The sequence below is a fragment of the Candidatus Nitronereus thalassa genome (assembly GCF_032191465.1).
GTDB classification, from domain to species: domain Bacteria; phylum Nitrospirota; class Nitrospiria; order Nitrospirales; family UBA8639; genus Nitronereus; species Nitronereus thalassa.
Genome location: NZ_JAQOUE010000001.1, coordinates 1,227,710 through 1,242,903, shown reverse-complemented (window position 1 = coordinate 1,242,903; position 15,194 = coordinate 1,227,710). Strand labels below are relative to the sequence as shown.

At 48.9% G+C, this 15,194-nt stretch carries 12 protein-coding genes; 8 read left to right on the top strand and 4 right to left on the bottom strand.

Annotated features, from left to right (window positions below):
• Positions 1-13: 13 nt before the first annotated feature.
• Genes PPG34_RS05655 through lon form a run of 4 tightly spaced genes read right to left on the bottom strand, consistent with a single transcriptional unit; the run spans position 14 to position 5,524 of the window.
• On the bottom strand, positions 14-1,393 hold the full coding sequence (locus tag PPG34_RS05655) for an HD domain-containing protein (RefSeq protein WP_313832175.1): 1,380 nt from the start codon (positions 1,391-1,393) through the stop codon (positions 14-16).
• A 53-nt stretch (positions 1,394-1,446) separates the two neighbouring features.
• Positions 1,447-1,932 (bottom strand): DUF2062 domain-containing protein, encoded by a 486-nt coding sequence (locus tag PPG34_RS05650; RefSeq protein WP_313832174.1) that lies wholly within the window; start codon positions 1,930-1,932, stop codon positions 1,447-1,449.
• Between the two features lie 17 nt (positions 1,933-1,949).
• Complete coding sequence (gene thiL, locus PPG34_RS05645) at positions 1,950-3,005, bottom strand: thiamine-phosphate kinase (RefSeq protein WP_313832173.1); 1,056 nt, start codon at positions 3,003-3,005, stop codon at positions 1,950-1,952.
• Positions 3,002-5,524, bottom strand: coding sequence for an endopeptidase La (lon, locus tag PPG34_RS05640; protein ID WP_313832172.1), 2,523 nt, complete (start codon positions 5,522-5,524; stop codon positions 3,002-3,004). Before lon ends, thiL begins: the two co-directional genes overlap by 4 nt.
• A gap of 481 nt (positions 5,525-6,005) precedes the next feature.
• Between lon and bamA the strand changes: the two genes are divergently transcribed.
• From bamA to msbA, 8 genes are all read left to right on the top strand, one after another.
• The gene (bamA, locus tag PPG34_RS05635; RefSeq protein ID WP_313832171.1) at positions 6,006-8,336 is read left to right on the top strand and encodes an outer membrane protein assembly factor BamA; all 2,331 of its coding nucleotides are present in this window, start codon (positions 6,006-6,008) and stop codon (positions 8,334-8,336) included.
• Between the two features lie 77 nt (positions 8,337-8,413).
• Positions 8,414-8,938 (top strand): OmpH/Skp family outer membrane protein, encoded by a 525-nt coding sequence (locus PPG34_RS05630; protein WP_313832170.1) that lies wholly within the window; start codon positions 8,414-8,416, stop codon positions 8,936-8,938.
• 108 nt (positions 8,939-9,046) lie between these two features.
• Complete coding sequence (gene fabZ, locus PPG34_RS05625) at positions 9,047-9,499, top strand: 3-hydroxyacyl-ACP dehydratase FabZ (RefSeq protein ID WP_313832169.1); 453 nt, start codon at positions 9,047-9,049, stop codon at positions 9,497-9,499.
• Positions 9,500-9,568: 69 nt separating this feature from the next.
• On the top strand, positions 9,569-10,378 hold the full coding sequence (gene lpxA / locus PPG34_RS05620; RefSeq protein WP_313832168.1) for an acyl-ACP--UDP-N-acetylglucosamine O-acyltransferase: 810 nt from the start codon (positions 9,569-9,571) through the stop codon (positions 10,376-10,378).
• Complete coding sequence (locus PPG34_RS05615) at positions 10,379-11,248, top strand: LpxI family protein (protein WP_313832167.1); 870 nt, start codon at positions 10,379-10,381, stop codon at positions 11,246-11,248.
• Between the two features lie 68 nt (positions 11,249-11,316).
• The gene (locus tag PPG34_RS05610) at positions 11,317-12,291 is read left to right on the top strand and encodes a Gfo/Idh/MocA family oxidoreductase (RefSeq protein WP_313832166.1); all 975 of its coding nucleotides are present in this window, start codon (positions 11,317-11,319) and stop codon (positions 12,289-12,291) included.
• A 16-nt stretch (positions 12,292-12,307) separates the two neighbouring features.
• Positions 12,308-13,444 carry a lipid-A-disaccharide synthase gene (gene lpxB / locus PPG34_RS05605; protein WP_313832165.1) on the top strand — a complete coding sequence of 379 codons (1,137 nt, stop codon included), beginning with the start codon at positions 12,308-12,310 and terminating at the stop codon, positions 13,442-13,444.
• Positions 13,432-15,189: a lipid A export permease/ATP-binding protein MsbA gene (gene msbA, locus PPG34_RS05600; protein ID WP_313832164.1), complete on the top strand. Its 1,758-nt coding sequence runs from the start codon at positions 13,432-13,434 to the stop codon at positions 15,187-15,189. Before lpxB ends, msbA begins: the two co-directional genes overlap by 13 nt.
• Positions 15,190-15,194: the final 5 nt, after the last annotated feature.

Genomic DNA, 15,194 nt, shown 5'->3' with positions numbered 1-15,194 from the left:
TTAAAAAATCAAGCTATCTTCTGAGAACTGTTTCAATGGCCTTTGCGAGGGCTTCATCGGCATGATGGTTTTTGGCAAAAATTCGGAGTTGGACAATTTTGGAAGGTAAAAACTCAAATAATTCCTTGAGGCGTTCTTTGGCCACAGATTGCGTGGCAGGGTCGTAAATATAAAATTGAAACTGTCCCATGTTGAGAACGTTGAAGGGGCGAGTATCTTTACTGGCAATATCCACGCGAAACGTTAACTTTTTCAGGCTGCGAGGGAGTTGCTGCCGAATGCGTGCTTCGAGTTTGGCTGGCGTGGTGGCTGATTTTTGAAGATGGTAATCTTTGGTGGTCAATAGTTGGCTGTATGCGGTTTTCCATTTCACCTGACGGCCTAAGATCTCTCCCCATTCTTTAGCGAGCCGCCGTCGTTTCCGATTGGTCGATCTGGTCCAACTCCGAACTGTCTCCAGCAGAGACCAATCTGTTAGACGAAGGTAGTCTTTTAGAGATTCGATCGGATTATGGGGAAACACGCATTCCATGGTTTCGCGAAAAATTTCTAAGAGATGCAAATCGATGGCTCGTGTTGTTCGATGAAAGTAAACGTTGGAGTAGAGGTAAAATCTCGCATTCAAAAACATTTGAAGGGCAGGGAGCCCATTCTTGTGTAAGGTCAGTCCTTTCGGGGTAATGAGGGTGTAGTGAATTAATCGAGAAATATCAACCGGTCCCACCGCAATTCCGCACATATACGAGTCTCGCAAGACGTAATCAAAATTATCCGCAGTGAACAAACCGCCGATCAATGGCTGGAGGAGTTGAAGCCATCTGGGATAGCGTAGGCTTTGTTTGTGGGGATCTTTCAAAATCAGGAAGGCGATATGCTCAGGATTCAGGACTTCTTCGTGTTCAAAGGCACCGGAGGGACTCCGTGTTAATTTTTTTATGATTGAACCAAGCTCATGACGAATAATCGATTGTCCAACTTGTTCGTGGGATAAATTGTAGTGTTTAAGAAAATGGTGATCAAAAAAATGGCAAAACGGTCCGTGCCCAATATCGTGGACGAGCGCGGTGACTCTGAGAAGTTCTTCAATATAGGGGAGTGAGGGAACGTCCCGGACGATCTGGGCCAAGGTGGGATAAATATGCTTGGCATACCGTCCTGCCAAATGCATGGCTCCCAGCGAATGTTGGAACCGGCTATGCTCTGCCGAAGGATAGACCCATCGAGCGCTTTGTAATTGATAGATGTAACGAAGTCGTTGGAGCCAGGGAGAATCGATGAGATCCTTTTCCGTGGTTTCGCTGGACCCTGTCTTTTCGAGTGGAACGGTGAATTGAATGTACTGATGAATGGGATCGGCAATAAGCGAAATGTGATTTAACGGGGGGTGTGGCATAAGAAAGTCGTGGCCGTGTGACTTGGGAAACGCCAAACGACCGTGATCTTAACTCAAGCCGGCTTTTCGGAACAACTGGGGGGATCGGAGCGAGATACTTGGTTCTTCCGGTAACGGGAAATGAGGAGAAGGCCGAGGGGATAGGCAAGCAACGCACCTAACAAACTCAATGTAAGGGCTCCGAGGGTAAATGGTAGAATGTAGGGCATGGCCACTTCGAAGATGGCTTCCGCGGAAAGGTCATCCCAGGAAAAGGTTGGAGTGTCAGGAATGCCGAGAATGAAAAACCCTGTCCACATCGTGGCGCCAAGAATTGGAATTGTCGTCCAAGGGTTATTGATAAAGTTCCCCAACAGTAAGGCTGGAAAGTTTAAGCGAAATGCCCAAGCCAAAAAAATAGCTGATATGGTATGCAACCCATACGTTGGGCTAAAGGCAATGAACACTCCACAAGCGAAGGCTAGAGCCGTCCGATGTGGAGATTCATCAAGGTGGAGCACCTGCTTCAATTGTGTTCGAATGGATTGGAGTGAGATCACGATAGTGGATCGTTTAGCTAGCGGATCGGTTTCTTTGAAAAATGATCGTAACTATGCTTAGCAATACTTCGGCTGATTCCACCCTCGGACTTAAGCTTGAGGCCAAAGGATCGGGGTCGTATTTCGCCGATACAGGTAAGTGGCGTTTTAAAGGTCCTGGAGAGTTTGGCCATTGTCTGTTGATGCCGGGGAGAGACGGTAAACAATAACTCGTAATCTTCGCCTCCTTCAAGCGCTAATTCAATGGAGGAATGTCCGTAGGCTTTTGCATAGGTGGCACATTGGCGTGAAATGGGCAGTTGCGAGGCCCATAGTTCAACCCCTACGCCACTGGCTTTGCAAAGATGCTGAATATCGCCGGAAAGTCCGTCAGAGATATCTATCGCCCCATGCGCCCAGCGACTTTTGGCCAACTGTTGCCCCATGGCAGGTCGTGGTGTCGGGCGGAGGTGTCTTTTGATTAAAAATGATTCATAGGGCTGGGGGGCATTGGGATTTTTCTGTGTTGCTCGTCGTTGTAAAATCTGAAGGCCAGCTTTTGAATCCCCCAACGTGCCGGTGACATAGACGTGATCCCCCACCTTTGCCCCACTACGTTTCAATGCGTGATTGGTTTTCACCTGCCCGAGAATGGTCATGCAAAGAAACAAGCCAGATTGTGATGATGAGGTATCCCCGCCGACCATAGAAATATTATATCGCCGACATGGTTCCTTGAAGCCGCGATACAAGTCTTTTAAACTTTTGACCGCCGTCGAAGGTGGAACAGCCAACCCAACCAGGAGAAATTTTGGGGTGGCGCCCATAGCGGCCATATCACTAATATTGGCCACGGCGGTGCGGTAGCCTACATCCTGAAATGATTCAAAACTCAAATCAAAGTGAATGCCTTCGATGGCGAGATCAGTGCTGACAATGAGGGCTTCGTTTGGTGTAGTGCGAAGAATGGCGGCATCATCGCCAATTCCCTGAAGGACGTCAGATCGAAGATGATGACAATGTTGTTCAAGTGCGCGAATCAGGCCAAATTCTCCAATCGTCTGAAGGGTGGATGGCCGTGACGCGTGAATCATCGTGTGGCGCGGGATGTGGGAGACGTCTTGCGACGTTTGGTTCCCGTGGTGGGTTTGGCCGCTATCCGTGTCTTTGGCTTTGGAGCCCTGGTGGGAGATGATTTTGACTTGGTGTGTTTGGGAGTCGCCCGTGCAATGGCTATAGGTTTGTAGTGTTTTAAGAGGGGTTTGGGGAGCAAAAGCGCAGCGCCAAAGACATCGCCCATGGTTTCGGCAAACACGAATTTAACTCCCTTTAATAAATGTGGAGGGAGATCTTCTAGATCTTTTTCATTGCGTTTGGGAATGATAATGTTCGTCACGGTGGCACGTTTGGCGGCGAGCACTTTTTCCTTGAGCCCCCCGATAGGAAGGATCCTTCCTCTTAAGGTGACTTCACCGGTCATTGCCACATTATGGCGGGCTGGTATGTTAGCCATACTCGAGGCAATGGCTGTAGCCATGGTAATGCCTGCAGATGGTCCATCCTTGGGAATGGCTCCGGCTGGCACATGAATGTGAATATCCGTCGTGGTAAAGGCTTCTGGTTTAATCCCGAGATGTTTGGCTTGTGAGCGAACATAACTTAATGCGGCTTGCGCGGATTCTTTCATTACATCGCCCAGTTGGCCGGTAAGTGTGAGACTGCCTTTGCCCTTCATCACCGTGGCCTCAATGTGCAAAATATCACCGCCGGCTTCGGTCCAAGCCAACCCCGTCGTCACCCCAATCTGATCTTTTTCTTTCTCGGTTTCTGGCAAATATTTTGGGACCCCCAAGTACTTTTGCAAAGTCTCTGGCACGATCTTATGTGGTTTGGTTTTCCCTTCCGCGACCTGCTTTGCGACTTTACGCATGGCATTGGCAATTTCCCGTTCGAGGTTTCTGACTCCTGCCTCACGGGTGTAATGAGAGATTAATTGGTGAAGTGCTGGGTCGCTGATCCGGAAATGCTTTTCGGTGATTCCATGTTCGTCTAATTGGCGGGGAATCAAAAATCGATGGGCAATACCAAATTTTTCTTCTTCGGTGTACCCAGGGATGGTGATGATTTCCATTCGATCTCGCAGGGCGGAAAGGATCGGGTCGATTAGGTTCGCTGTGGTGATGAACATGACATTACTAATATCAAAGGGTACGCCCAAGTAGTGGTCGGTAAACGAATGGTTTTGTTCTGGGTCTAAGACTTCTAAGAGCGCTGCTGAAGGGTCCCCACGAAAGTCCATTCCTACTTTATCGACTTCATCAAGCATGAACACGGGGTTGTTGGTCCCGGCCTGTTTGATGCCTTGAATGATCCGCCCTGGAAGAGCGCCCACGTACGTACGTCGATGCCCACGAATTTCTGCTTCATCGCGGACTCCACCAAGACTTATGCGAACAAATTCTCGGCCAAGCGCTCGAGCAATCGATTTGCCAAGGGAGGTTTTGCCCACGCCGGGTGGGCCGGCAAAACAAAGAATCGGCCCTTTCAATTTCTTTTTTAATTTTCGAACAGCGAGGTATTCCAGGATACGCTCTTTGACTTTTTCCAGATCGTAGTGGTCTTCATTAAGCACCTTGTGTGCGGTGGGAATATCGAGATTGTCTTTCGAGGCATGAGCCCAAGGGATTTCCACCAGCCATTCCAAATAGGTTCGAACCGTGGCCGCTTCCGCGGTGTCTGGATGCATTTTTTCCAGGCGCTTGAGCTGCTTTTCGGCCTCTTTTAACACTTTTTCCGGCATAGAAGCGTCTTGAATTCGCTTACGAAATTCTGCGGCTTCTTCCGCTCGTTCATCCAAATCGCCAAGTTCTTTTTGGATGGCCTTGAGTTGTTCGCGGAGGTAGTATTCTCGTTGCGTTTTATCAATCTCGCCTTTGGCTTCAGCCTGGATTTTCTGCTGCATCGACATCACTTCGATTTCTTTTCCCAAGAGATCCGTGACTTGTTTCAAGCGAACAATAGGGTCTTCGGTTTCCAGGATTTCCTGTGTGGCCTCTACCTTAAGCCCGAGATTGGAGATGATGATGTCGGCCAGCCTTCCTGGATCATCCAGGTTTTCAATCACGACCATGACATCGGGCATTAAAACCTTTCCAAGGCTGGTCATGCGTTCTAACGTTTCCTTGGCCGTACGAATCACTGCTTCAATTTCAAGAGAGGGTGGCGCCGCCTGTGTGGCCGGAATGGGGTCGATCTGAACGGTATAATAGGGATTTGTTTGGACATAGTTGGTAATTCGTCCCTTGCTGACGCCTTGCACCAGGATTTTTATGCGCTCATCGGGAAGCTTGAGCATGCGCATGATCGTTCCTACGGTCCCCACGGAATAAATATCCTCCGGGCCCGGCGTTTCCGTGTCGTGCGATTTCTGAGTCGCGAGAAAGACCAATCGGTCGCCGGCGAGTGAGGCTTCGATCGCCTTGATCGACATTTCTCGACCCACGAAGAGGGGCAGAACCATATAGGGAAACACAACAATATCCCGAACTGGGATCAACGGCAGGGTGTCTGGAATGTCGATATTCTGTGGGCTCGGGGCATTTTCTTCAGTCATAAGTCCAATAACCTTAAGGCAGAATGTGAATCTGATAATCTATCGAGTCCCTTGAAAATCCTTTATTCTCGCAGGTCTAGTAGGAATACGATAGAGGTAAGGATGAAAGCAAATTGCCAAGAGTTGCCAATCCTTAGAAGGTGAGGAATTATTAGTGCTTTCTTTTCGTGGAGCTGAATTTTTCACCATGATGACAGGGATTTACCAAGAAGTGTGTGGATACTAGGTGAAGGAAAAAATGAATGTCAAGGAAGGAAAATCATTGCAATGACAATACTTTACAACTTCAGGGAGGCACCTTATAATGCCCCTGCCCACCAGGGTCCCCTAGTGGGCAGGATGGGTGGTTCGCCCATTTAGGGGCCCTGTTCAACATGGAAAACAATATCTGATCTTCGATTTTCATATCACAAGTGGTTTGGTCTCTTGGCTCCTTCCTCAGTGTCGTTGCCTCCCAAGCCGTGAACCGACAGGCTTTGTCATGGATGTAGGATGGAAGAGGCCGGGGTCGCTGCTGAAGAGGCTGTATGTCAGGCAATTTGGCTCGGCTCGTTTTGCCGTGGTCTGTTTTGGACTGGTTCTCAGTGTCATGATTGTGAACACGCCCATGGTTCTTGGGCAAACTTCAGGAATGATCGTGCAATCTATTGGAGTTCAAGGAAATCAGCGGATTGAAGAATCGGCTATCTTGGCCCGGGTGACATTGAATCCTGGGGATACCATTACCACGGCCATTGCGCGCCAACAAATTCAACGCATCTATGACATGGGTTTCTTTGATGATGTGCAAGTGCAAACCTCCGATGTGCCCAACGGGGTTCGGGTTATTTTTCTTGTCAAAGAAAAACCATTTACCGTCGAAATTGTTTTTGATGGGAACGAAGAATTATCAGAAGATAAGTTGAAGGAATTAGTGACCCTTCAAAGCCAGGTGTTTTTGGATAAAAAGGAAGTGAAGGCGAGCGCGGAAAAAATCCGGGAAGAATACCAGAAGGAAGGATACCATAATGCCAAAGTCATTCCCATTGTACAGGCGCTCGATGATACGCGGAATCGGATAACATTTTTTATCCAGGAAGGCACGCGCGCCAGAATTGAAAACATCGTTTTCGAGGGGTTGACCGTCACGACGAAGAAAGAATTATTAGGGGTCATGGCGAATCGAGAGTGGGTGCCCCTCGTATCGTTGCTGACCGATGCGGGAATTTTGCGCCGTGAAGAATTGCCGAATGACGTTGAACGGATTAAAGAATTTTATTCCAATAAGGGGTACCTGGACGTTCAAGTGGGTGTGCCTACCGTTGAGTTAAGTGAGGATAAAAAGTCTTTTGTGGTTACCTTTAGAATCATTGAAGGCCAACCTTATACCATTGGGTCAGTCACCTTCACCGGCAACAAAATTTTCGAGAATGAAGAATTAGAATTAGAGTCCCTAGTTCAACCTGATGATGTTTTTCAACGATCGACAATTCGTCAGGAAGTCACGAGGATCACGGATAAATACGGAGAAAAAGGATATTCCTTTGCGGAAGTGACTCCCTCGCTGCTTCCAAACCCCGAAACCCTGACCACACAGGTGACCTTCAATATTAAGGAAGGCGCTCTGATTCGAGTTCGGGCGATTCACATATCTGGAAATGATAAAACTCGCGACAATGTCATTCGTCGAGAAATTCGAGTTGATGAACAAGAAGTCATTAACTCGGTGGCTATTAAGCGAAGTTTTCAGCGACTCAATAATTTAAACTTTTTTGAAACCGTTGAAATACTGCCCAACCAAGTTGAGGAAGATAAAGTCGATCTTGAGGTGAAAGTGAAAGAGAAGCCCACAGGGTCGTTTAGTATCGGTGGTGGGTTTAGCACCTTGGATCAATTTACCGCCATTGCGAACATCTCTGAGGGGAATCTGTTCGGGATGGGCTATTTAGCGCGTATTCGTGGACAGCTGGGTTTCCGCCGGACTTTAGGTGTTCTTACGTTTCGAAATCCTGCGCTATTTGATGGTCCGACCTCATTTCAAGTGGATGGATTCAGTACGCAAACGGACTTCTTAACTTATGAAGAAGAGCGGAGTGGGGGAACGATTCAATTCGGTCGAGCCTTTTCGGAATATATTGTGGGGAGTTTTACATTGGTTGGAGAAGCCATTGAAATTAGCAACCCCTCTTCAGATGCTCCTTCATTTATTCTTCGTCAGGTTGGAGACCAATCTACGACTGGGTTTCGGGCCAGCTTGTTTCGTGATACAAGGGATAATTTTCAGGACCCGCGAAGTGGTTCACGATCGGGGATTCGGCTGGGTTTCGGTTCTGAGGTATTTGGAGGCACCAATAACTTCTATCGTGTGAGTCTAGATGGGCTGAAGTATGTTCCCCTTCCTATCTGGGATCTTCGGATGGCCTTTCGAGGTCGGTTTGGGTTAGCCGAGGGATACGGTGGAGACCCAGTACCCTTGACCGAGCTCTTTTTTGTGGGAGGCATTAATTCCGTTCGTGGATTTAAATTCGGTCGTGCGGGCCCCGTGACGGCCAGCGGTACACTTGAGGGTGGAAATAAAGAGGTCGTCCTCAATGCCGAGATCATTTTCCCGGTGTTGGCTGATGCCAAACTTAATGGGGTGGTATTTTTCGATTATGGGAAAGGATTTGCGGAAGATACTGATCTTTCCTTTGATCTCCGACCCGCCACTGGCCTTGAGGTTCGATGGATTTCTCCGTTTGGTCCCTTGCGTGCGGCTTGGGGGCTGAATTTAGATCCGAAACAAAATGAACAAGAAACCGTATTTGAATTTTCAGTCGGGAACGTTTTTTAAAGGATGTGAATATGTTGGGATGTCGTGGAGTTTTGCAGATTCGAAAAAGAATCAAAGGTTATGGGCTAGGATGCCTCATGATGGGGGTTCTGTTGCTGAGCAGTGGATGTATGTCATCTTCTCCTGCCATTGAGAAAAAGACTGATGCCCCACTGGCTATTGGTGTTGTGGATACCCAATGGTTGCTCAAAGAATCAAAGTTGGGAAAACAAGTCACTGAAACCCTTGAAGCCTTCATGAAAGATCGTCAAACCTTGATTGAGCTAGAGCAGAAAGAACTCAGAAACTTGGAAAGTCAGCTCTTGCGCCAAGGGAGTGTGTTAAGCCAATCCGCCCGACAGGAGCGTGAAGAACAATTTCGCCGAAGGATGGGGGAATATCAGCAGAAAGTGGCCAACATGAACCAGGAGGTTCAGGGCAAGCAAGCGCAACTCTTTACCGAATTTCGTGACAATGTTGATGCCGTCGTAGAAAAATTGGCCAAACGGCTTGGCTTAGCCCTTGTTGTAGAAAAAGGGGCAAATACTCCCACCCGGTATTATGAGCCAAGTTTAGATATTTCCAAGAATGTATTAGAGGAATTGAATCAGCGGGGCCCATAACAGGAATATGGGCCTTGGAGCCATACTCATTGGTAATGAACGCGGTTACCTAAGTTTCTTTTTTTCACTCCTGCACATAAGAGTGGAGCCCATTGGCGGAGGAGCCTCATGAGTGAGATCCTGTTAGATAACATTGATATTCAAGCTATTCTGCCACACCGATATCCGTTTTTATTGGTTGACCGGGTGACAGAATTAGATATGAATGAGAAGGCCATTGGCCTTAAGAATGTCACCATTAACGAGCCATTTTTTCAGGGCCACTTTCCAGGACGCCCTATTTTCCCCGGGGTGCTTATTCTCGAAGCTTTGGCTCAACTCGGCGGAATTTTAGCGATTCGCTCTGCACCAGGGGAGGCTCCGCCGGTTGTCTATTTGACGGGCATTGACAAGGCCAAATTTCGTAAGCCGGTGCTTCCCGGAGATCAGCTGCGTCTTCAAGTTACGGTGATAAAACGGCGACCTCCCTTTTGGAAAATGGAAGGCAAAGCGTTTGTTGGTGATGATTTGGTGTGTGAAGCTGAATCAACCGCCATGGTCACCACGAGAACCGAACCGTAAGGCCTTAGAAACTGTTATGAAAGGTGAGTCCTTGATAATACGAACTGTAGTGGGAGTGAGGCCCTGACTATGTCAATCCATTCTACCGCAATTGTGCACCCCAAAGCGGAGCTTGATAAAGATGTCACAATTGGCCCGTATTGTATGGTGGGGGAGCATGTGAAAATCGGACGGGGTACAGAATTAATGTCCCATGTCTGCATTGAGGGGTGGACCGAAATCGGTCACCGATGCAAGTTTTTCCCGTTCGTTTCCATCGGCACTCCTCCGCAACACCTACAATATCATGATGAACCCACGAAGGTCGTCATTGGGGATGAAAATATTCTCCGGGAATATGTCACTGTAAACCGTGGGACGGCATTTGGCGGGGGTGTGACCACTTTGGGAAAGCATAATTTTTTGATGGCCTATGTGCATATTGCGCATGATTGTCATGTCGGAGATTCCGTTGTTATGGCCAATGCCGCGACCTTGGCTGGACATATTCATATTGGGAGCTATGCGGTGATTGGTGGATTGGTGGGGGTTCACCAATATGTGCGTATTGGGGATTATGCGATGATTGGTGGATGTTCCGCTGTCGCCCGAGATGTGCCGCCTTATATGCGTGCCGCCGGAAACCGTTCTAAGCTCTATGGACTCAACGCCATCGGCCTTCGGCGCGGAGGCTTTTCTGCTGCGCGGATTCGTGTTCTGAAACAAGCATATCAGGTCCTTTTTCGCAAAGGCCAACGATTGGCTGAAGCGACAAAGCTAGCCAGGCATCAATTTCAAGATAGTCAGGATGTCTTGATGATGTTGACCTTTTTGGAAGCGTCCACGCGGGGAGTCTGCCGGCCCGCTCGAAAAGGTCAGGATGATCAAGAGGAGTTCTAATTGACCTTAAAGTCCCAGCCTTTACAGGGGACAACGTCCCTTGTGACACCGCCTTCTCCAGGTGAATCCATCGGGTTAATCGCGGGGAATGGTCGATTTCCTATTATTTTCGCGGAAAATGCCAAAAAACTTGGTTACACGGTATCGGCGGTTGCCCATGTCGGGGAGACCGCGCCCGAGTTAGAACAGACCGTTGACCGGATTCATTGGATTCGCATAGGCCAATTCAATAAACTCATTCGTGCGCTCAAAGATGATGGGATCCACCAGGCCGTCATGCTGGGCGGAATCAAGAAAACGCATATGTTCTCAGACGTGCGTCCCGACCTACGCGCGATTGCATTGTTCTCGCGCTTGAAGGTATGGAAGGACGACGGGATTTTGCGCGCGATTGCCCAAGAAATTGAGAGTGAGGGCATCAAAATTCGAGAATCCACGTTTGGGCTCAGTGATATTTTAGTCCCGGTGGGAGAGTTGTCCAAACGGCGACCAACAAAAAAGGAGTTGGAAGATATTCGCTTTGGTTGGGAGATGGCAAAAGAAATCGGATTGCTGGATGTCGGGCAATGCGTGGTAGTGAAGGATCGTGTCATTGTCGCAGTTGAAGCGGTGGAAGGTACGGATGAAGCCATTCGTCGTGGGGGGCAATTGGCGCGCAAGGGAGCCATAGTGGTGAAACGATCCAAGCCGCAGCAGGATTTTCGGTTCGATTTGCCAGCTGTTGGGCCAAAGACCATTGAAGTGATGCAGGAGGTCAAAGCCACCGTTTTGGCCGTTGAAGCAGGAAAAACTATTTTTCTTGATCGAGAAGACATGCTGGCGCTGGCCAACCGCACAGGAATAGCCATTGTGGGGATGACTAATTCGTGAATCGTCAAAAATTTTTTCTCGTACCAAGTATTGTGTATTACGCCTCATAACACCCAGGAATTGAAGCCATGGATAAACTCAGAGTCGGTGTTATTGGGGTGGGCCATTTGGGGCAGCATCATGCCAGGCTCTATTCCCAATTCTCCGATGTCCAGCTAATGGGCATTACCGATCTGGATCCAGATCGGGCGAGTGTCATTGGTCAGCAACATGGCGTGGCTGTTATTCCAGATATGGAGGCGTTATTAAAGCTGGTGGATGCGGTGAGCGTGGCTGTGCCAACCTCTTATCATCGAGCGGTGGTCATGAGGTGCTTAGAAGCTGGTGTGCATGTTCTAGTAGAAAAGCCTCTGGCGTCATTAGTCGAAGATGCCCAGGCGATGGTCCACTTTGCCAACCAACAAGGACTCACCCTACAAGTGGGGCATGTCGAACGATTCAATCCAATTATGGATGTAATTCGTGGAATCGTTCGCGCACCAGGGTTTATCGAATGCCATCGACTTGCACCGTACCAACTTCGCGGAACCGATGTGGATGTCGTGTTAGATCTCATGATTCATGATTTGGATCTGATTTTGTCCCTTAAACTGGGAGACGCGAAAAAGGTGGAAGCCGTTGGGGTGGCCGTGCTGTCTTCTCGAGTGGATTTTGCGAATGCCCGAGTGGAATTTTCCGATGGATGCATCGTGAGTTTTACGGCCAGTCGGATGTCGACCGGCCGATTGCGGAAAATGCGCTTATTCCAATCGGATCTGTATTTGTCTGTGGATTACCAAAGTCGGCAGGGCATTGTCTATCGACGTGTTCAGGCTGCGTCACAGGAGTCAACTGTAGTCGAAGAGTCTATTCGTGGTAATGAAGAAGAGCCGCTCAAGCGGGAATTGCTGGCCTTTGTCCAATCTATCCAAACGGGAATATCCTCTGGAGTCTCTGGAGAAGAGGGTCTGGCCGCTATGGAATTGGCCCAAAAAATTATTGCCTCGATCCATAAAACCAGTGCCCCGGATCGGTTGATCCAAGGGGCCGGGGTATCCTTCTGACCATCAACCTTGGCCCATGTCTGCTCCCACCCTACTTATTGTCACTGGAGAAGCCTCGGGGGATTTACATGGGGCGAATTTGGCGAAGGCTTTAAAGGCCAGAGATCCCAACATTCGATTGTTGGGCGTGGGGGGGCAGCACATGCGTGCCGCGGGGGTGGAATTGCTTCAAGGCCTCAAACGATTAGATGCGGTTGGAGTGCCAGGTCCGGTGACCATTGGCAAGGGAATCTTCAATCTCTTTACCATGAAACGTTTTTTCAAGGAATTGAACTTGAATGGTGTCGTATTCGTGGATAACCCGTCCATGAATCTTCGGTTGGCGAGAATGGCGGCAAAGCTTGGGCATAGGGTGATTTATTATATCGCTCCACAAATTTGGGCTTGGGGCCGGCATCGAATTCATTTGATTAAACGAGTTGTCCGTCGCATGATTGTCATTCTGCCCTTTGAAGAAGCTATCTATCGAGATGCCGGAGTGCCTTGTGACTTTGTTGGACATCCTCTGCTCGACACACTCGCACTTCCCTATGACCGCCGATATGCACGAAAACAATTGGGCTTGCCCGAGGGTGGATTGATTATTGGAGTGCTGCCGGGCAGTCGTCTTTCCGAGGTGCAACCATTGCTCCCCGAAATGATTCAGGCAGTCAAAAAAATGAGAACGTTCGATCCTGATGTCCGGTGCGTCGTTGGTCAAGCGCAGTCGATTTCCAGTGACTGCCTCGAAGCCCTGATTGATCGTGAAAAATTGCCAGTTACGGTCGTGGCTAATCAGACGAATGAGGTGATGGCGGCGGCTGATCTGCTGCTTGTGGCTTCGGGTACTGCTACGCTTCAGGCGGCGTTGGTAGGGACGCCGATGATCATTACCTATCGATTATCCTGGCTGACCTATCATATTGCGAAACGCATCGCTTTGGTCAAGCACCTGGGCTTAGTAAATTTAGTCGCGGGTCGTGGGGTTGTTCCTGAGTTGCTTCAAGAGGAAGCTACGGCAGATCGATTGTTTGAAGAAGCCATGAGCCTCTTGAAAGATCGTGAGCGATATCGTTCCATGGAACAATCGTTTATCTCTATTCGTGAACAAATGGGTGCGCCTGGTGCTTCAGACCGTGCGGCGGAGGTGGTGTTAGCGGAATGTCAAGCCTAGACGTCTTTTTGAGAATTCTGAAATACCTTCGAGGGTATTATGGTCGACTGTTTGCCGCCTTGGTGTGCGCTACGGGGGTCGCCGGAACCACGGCGGCCTATGCCTGGTTGATGCAACCGGTCATGGATGATTTGTTCATTGCGAAAGATCAGGCGCTCTTGGTGGTTTTGCCCATCGTGATTATGGGCGTAGCCGCATGTAAGGGGCTTTTTAGTTACGGACAGGCCTACCTCATGAGTTATGTGGGGCATCAGTTGGTGGCGGGTGTTCGCCATCAATTGTTTGGTCAATTTCTGCGTTTGCCCATGCCGTTTCATCAGGCCAATACCTCCGGGCGTCTCCTCGCCCGGGTGGTCAATGATGTGAATGAAATGGGGAATGCGATCCCTAGTGTTGTGAAAGATCTTTTTCAGCAAGGGCTCACGTTTGTGGCCATGCTAGGGGTGGCTTTTTATCAGAATTGGAAGTTGGCCATTTTGGTTTTGCTCGTGTTTCCATTCTCCGGCGTTGCCATCATTCGAATCGGGAAACGAATTCGGAAATTCTCTACTAAAGGCCAAGAGTCCATGGGCGATATGGCTTCCTCGGTGAGTGAGGCGCTGAAAGGGATTCGGATCGTTAAAGCTTATGGAGCCGAGAAGCTTGAGGGCGAACGGTTTAGCAAAAGCAATCATGCCTTTATGCGCGCGAATATAAAATCGGCACAAGTTTCGGCTTTAGCGTCTCCCTTGTTGGAAATTATTGGCGTGGCTGGGATTGCTGTCATTATTTGGTATGGCGGCTCTTTAGTCATTGAGAACCAGATGAAGCCAGGAGAGTTTTTTTCCTTCTTGCTGGCCTTGGGTATGGCTTATGCCCCGGTGCGGAAATTAGCCGGGGCCAATGGGGCCATTCAGCGTGCCCTCGCAGCGGGGTATCGTATCTTCGATATGCTTGACCGGCGGAATGAGTATGAACAAGATCGTGGCCATATTGTGTTGCCAAAAGTGGCCCATTCCCTTGAATTTCAAAACGTGACTTTTTGTTATGAAGGCAGCGAGAGGCCTGCACTTTCGAATATAGATCTGGCTATTCGAGCGGGGGAGATTATCGCTTTTGTCGGGCGGAGTGGTAGTGGGAAATCCACATTAATCAGTTTAGTGTCACGGTTCTACCATCCAACCGATGGGATTATTTTGATCGATGGGCAGGATATTCAGGAGGTGACGCTGGAATCTTTGCGATCTCACATCGCGATTGTTTCACAAGATACGGTGTTGTTTGATGAAACGATTTTGGCGAATATTCAATATGGTCGCGTTGACGCCAGTGAAACTGAAGTTATTGAGGCTGCCAAGGCGGCGCATGCCTGGGAATTCATTGAGCAATTGCCCGATGGTCTGAATACGCTGATTGGAGAAAATGGGGTGAAATTATCAGGAGGCCAACGGCAACGCTTGGCCATTGCACGCGCTATTTTGCGAGATCCGCCATTGCTTATCCTTGATGAGGCCACCTCTTCGCTGGATACCGAGTCGGAGCGCATGGTGCAGGCGGCATTGACGGTCTTATTGAAGAATAGGACCACTCTGGTTATAGCGCATCGTCTGTCTACTGTTCAGCATGCCAATCGAATCGTAGTCTTGAATGAGGGACGTATTTTAGAAATTGGGTCGCATACGGAGCTCATTGGTCGCAATGGGGTGTATAAGCGCCTCTACCAAACACAATTCCACGATGTACCGATGGAATCACTTCTCAGCTAACCAGG

Bases quoted from the DNA above. Each gene is read 5' to 3' on its own strand.
- PPG34_RS05655 (WP_313832175.1), bottom strand. From the start codon at position 1,393: ATGCCACACCCCCCGTTAAATCACATTTCGCTTATTGCCGATCCCATT.
- thiL (WP_313832173.1), bottom strand. From the start codon at position 3,005: ATGATTCACGCGTCACGGCCATCCACCCTTCAGACGATTGGAGAATTT.
- lon (WP_313832172.1), bottom strand. From the start codon at position 5,524: ATGACTGAAGAAAATGCCCCGAGCCCACAGAATATCGACATTCCAGAC.
- bamA (WP_313832171.1), top strand. From the start codon at position 6,006: ATGGATGTAGGATGGAAGAGGCCGGGGTCGCTGCTGAAGAGGCTGTAT.
- PPG34_RS05630 (WP_313832170.1), top strand. From the start codon at position 8,414: ATGATGGGGGTTCTGTTGCTGAGCAGTGGATGTATGTCATCTTCTCCT.
- fabZ (WP_313832169.1), top strand. From the start codon at position 9,047: ATGAGTGAGATCCTGTTAGATAACATTGATATTCAAGCTATTCTGCCA.
- lpxA (WP_313832168.1), top strand. From the start codon at position 9,569: ATGTCAATCCATTCTACCGCAATTGTGCACCCCAAAGCGGAGCTTGAT.
- PPG34_RS05610 (WP_313832166.1), top strand. From the start codon at position 11,317: ATGGATAAACTCAGAGTCGGTGTTATTGGGGTGGGCCATTTGGGGCAG.
- lpxB (WP_313832165.1), top strand. From the start codon at position 12,308: ATGTCTGCTCCCACCCTACTTATTGTCACTGGAGAAGCCTCGGGGGAT.
- msbA (WP_313832164.1), top strand. From the start codon at position 13,432: ATGTCAAGCCTAGACGTCTTTTTGAGAATTCTGAAATACCTTCGAGGG.